This window comes from Endozoicomonas sp. ALC013 (assembly GCF_049310205.1).
GTDB lineage: Bacteria > Pseudomonadota > Gammaproteobacteria > Pseudomonadales > Endozoicomonadaceae > Endozoicomonas.
On the sequence record NZ_JBLYNS010000271.1, the window covers coordinates 1 to 3,467 of the forward strand.

Annotated in this window: 4 protein-coding genes; 1 reads left to right on the forward strand and 3 read right to left on the reverse strand. The window is 44.6% G+C overall.

Annotated elements, in window-relative coordinates; genetic code table 11:
• The coding region (locus ACO6V1_RS22995; protein ID WP_422468808.1) for a T6SS phospholipase effector Tle1-like catalytic domain-containing protein at positions 1-814 on the reverse strand (814 nt) is incomplete at its 3' end.
• On the opposite strand from ACO6V1_RS22995, the gene ACO6V1_RS23000 reads away from it, so the two are divergent.
• Positions 814-1,533 (forward strand): complement resistance protein TraT, encoded by a 720-nt coding sequence (locus ACO6V1_RS23000; RefSeq protein WP_422447345.1) that lies wholly within the window; start codon positions 814-816, stop codon positions 1,531-1,533. The two genes, ACO6V1_RS22995 and ACO6V1_RS23000, sit on opposite strands and share 1 nt — an antisense overlap.
• 50 nt (positions 1,534-1,583) lie before the next feature.
• Here ACO6V1_RS23000 and ACO6V1_RS23005 read toward each other — a convergent pair whose 3' ends face one another.
• On the reverse strand, positions 1,584-2,195 hold the full coding sequence (locus ACO6V1_RS23005) for a hypothetical protein (RefSeq protein WP_422447347.1): 612 nt from the start codon (positions 2,193-2,195) through the stop codon (positions 1,584-1,586).
• Between the two features lie 2 nt (positions 2,196-2,197).
• A partial coding sequence (locus ACO6V1_RS23010) for a phospholipase effector Tle1 domain-containing protein (RefSeq protein WP_422468810.1) occupies positions 2,198-3,467 on the reverse strand: 1,270 nt, incomplete at its 5' end.

The following is a 3,467-nucleotide window of genomic DNA, read 5'->3' on the forward strand; positions in this document are numbered from 1 at the left end:
TACTGACGCCACTGAATGACTCGTGTTTCACCTTGTCTACCAGAGTTCTTTTTTCGCTATGGCCATTCTGAGTTCCCACTATCCGGGTCTCAATAGCTTCCAGACGATTCGTATCCAAACAATTCTGCCCTGGTATAAAATTTGGATCATTTGGATAATAAATATCCCTGTCCCCACGGGCCAAGATACCTCTTTTGTCATGGATCAATGGATTCTCGACGGTTTTGTACTCATCATCAAGACCCCCCATTGAAACACCAGCAGACTCTTCCTGCTGAACCATCCACTGAAGAGGGATATCGGATAAATCACCTTCTTTCCAACCTCCACCAATATCGGAATGATCTCCTATGAAGCCCTGCTCTACAATCTGGCCAGAAGTCAAAGAAGCACCTTCGACTGGTGAAACTGAAGTGAGTGGGAATAATGCTCTGTGTTCATTTAATGCTACTGCGTGAGCCACATGCCCTATTCTGCTATCCACTCTGAAGGCATAACCAATATTGACATGATTCCCAAGTAACCCTATTGATCCTACAGTATCAAAAATTTCATTTGAGAATTCACGTGCTATTGAAGCTCCACGACTGAAACCAACAATATCAATATTTCTATCCCATGTGTCATCTGCTACCAATCTATCCAGTCGATTAAGTGCACGATTGACTTTATCTCTAGACTCTGAATATTGCTGGTCCGATAGTATTTTAGGAATATCCAGGCCATCATCGTTGATGTAAGCCTTGCTCTCAGTATCATCAAACTCATCAATAACCTTAAAAATCTCAAGAAAATTATGCGGTTGTCTCTGCAATGAAAGCTGTAAAAGTAATCAGTACTGTACTTCTCGCCTCTACCCTGTACGGCTGCGCCGCCCCCCAGGTGGCTCTGGAGAAGAAAGACCTGGATGTTCAGACCCAGATGTCTGACACCATCTTCCTTGATCCGGTATCAGCCAGTAAAAAGACGGTCTTTATCCAGATCAGGAATACCTCTGACAGGCAACAGCTGCAAATCACCGACGCCATCTCCAGCAATATCCAGAGTAAAGGCTACAAGCTTCTGGATGATCCGGATGCCGCTCATTACCTTCTGCAGGTGAATATTCTGCAAGCGGGTAAAACCGATCCGGCTGCTGCCGAGCGTGCCCTGGCCTCAGGTTATGGCAGTGTCGTTGTGGGTGCTGCCGCCGGTTATGCGGTGGGTGGTAGTGGCAATTCGGCAACAGCAGGCGGACTGCTTTTTGGTGCAACGGAGTTAATTGCCAACAGCCTGGTCAAGGATGTCACCTACTCGCTGATCACCGATATTCAGCTCTCGGAAAAAGCCAGAGGCAGTGTTTCCAGCAATAGCACTCACAGCCTGAAGCAGGGCAACAGCGGCTCCACCCAGGTTCAGTACAGTGAAGTGGGCGAGCAGAAGAAATACCAGACCCACGTCGTTTCTACCGCTAACAAGGTCAATCTGAAATTTGAAGAAGCCTTGCCTGAGCTTAAGAAAGGGCTTTCGAATTCAATTTCAGGTTTGTTGTAAGCCGTCATGCCACTTCATGAGGTATGGAGTGGCGCAAGCTTTTTATCATTTCATTTTTTACTCAGCTCAACCTCTATTCGCTTACGTTCAAAGTTTATATAAGAGAGAGGATTGCAGATATAGGCCTCACGAGGGTCATCTTCACTAAAATTAATATGCTTGAACTTTTCAACCACATCTGAATAGTATTTATCAACCAGCCAGCCACCACACTCTATGACCTTACGTCTTTTTCTCTTATCTTTAAGAAACCAAGTTAGACGAGACTGATCTTCAGGAAGAATACTAACAATAAGCCCTGCAGTATAACGCCAAGGCATGAATGTGAGTTTAAATGATATTGAGTCAGGTAATGAATCACTTATATCCAACGTTATATCTCGCTCATTACTCTCATCACCTAGGGTAATCGTCAAGTAAGAAGGTACTCGGCTGACTGCTGCGCCAATACTTTTAGTAGCTGCTGGCAAGAATGGGCGAGTTCTCTGCATTGCAACAACATAACTGTTATTATCCACTACAGAAAAGCTGCTAAATGACTCACTAGTACTGTTTTGAAATCTAAAGGTCGGTGATTGTTCTGAAAACACAAACCACACGCCCCAAATAAAAAGCATCAAAGTAGCCACTAAAGCTGTCCACCATCTTACATACCTCTTCACACCTATACTCCTTCAGGCAAATCAATATTTATGGAGAGGGTTTCTTTCAGCCATTTCTGATACTCGACCATATCCACAGTGCCACGTATATTGCCCTGATTACCGTCCGGATTTTCGATCAGCATGTGGTCAAGGTTTGGGAATTGCGGGGCTGTCTTCTGCCTCTGAGTAGCAGGTGGTAACCAACCTACACATCCACCCTTATATGGTCGCTTGCAAAATGCTTCTTCCCAATCAGGGTCATTTTCATAGAAAATTTTTCGATCACCATTATTGGGGTAAATAAAGCCTTCATCACCTGTTCGCTCATCATGCAGAACAGGTTTATCAATCAGTTCATGCTCTTTCTTCAAAGGTACAAGCTGTAACTGAGCTCTTTCTGCCTGCTTTAACATCCATTGGAGAGGGGCATCAGATAAATCACCATTCGCATATCCACCACCAACATCTGTATGGGCTCCGATAAATCCCTGCTCAACTATATTATTATCACTTCCTGCATTATGTTCATCTCGTTCCACTGATGACAAAGAGAAAAAACTACGATGTTCATTAAGAGCTACAGCATGAGCAACATGCTCAATACGTGGATCTGTCGTAAGATCAAAGTCACCATTATCAGAGTCGCCCGGCTCTCCCAAAGAACCTACAGTATCGAAAATACCCATAAAACGAATTTTTACTGTGGGCAGAGGAGAGCACAAGTCTCGGTCTGGAGACTGCTTTGTATACAGATTGTCGTAATAGCCGCTATCAATGCGCTCATAGACATCATTACTGAACTCACGAGCTATGGCTGCCCCACGACTAAAACCCACAATATCAATGATACCATCTGAAAAGAATGGATTATCTTCCCTAATCAAACGATCGACTTCTTCTAAAGCATCATCCACTCTGCTACGCGCACCTTTACCAAATATCCCACCTAAGCCTGTATCTGCGCCTCCGTCTGTCCCAACCCCTCGCAAGTAAAATGATGATCCATCACCATACGTATCTTCATAATAATCCTGAAACAGTGCGACATTCGTCAGGGTTTGACCTTTCTTAATATTATCCCTGTCCATCCCCGTCCCATCAAAAGCAAACAAAAACAGCCCTAATGGATCTGTGCTGACCAGCGGATTACTGTTCACATAGGCATAGGTATTGATGCCACCTCTCAACCCTATGGGATCACTCTGGCTGTATCGCCCCGTTTCCGGGTCGTAGTAACGGTGGTAGTTGTAGAACAAACCGCTTTCATGATCGTAGTACTGGCCTGCGAAA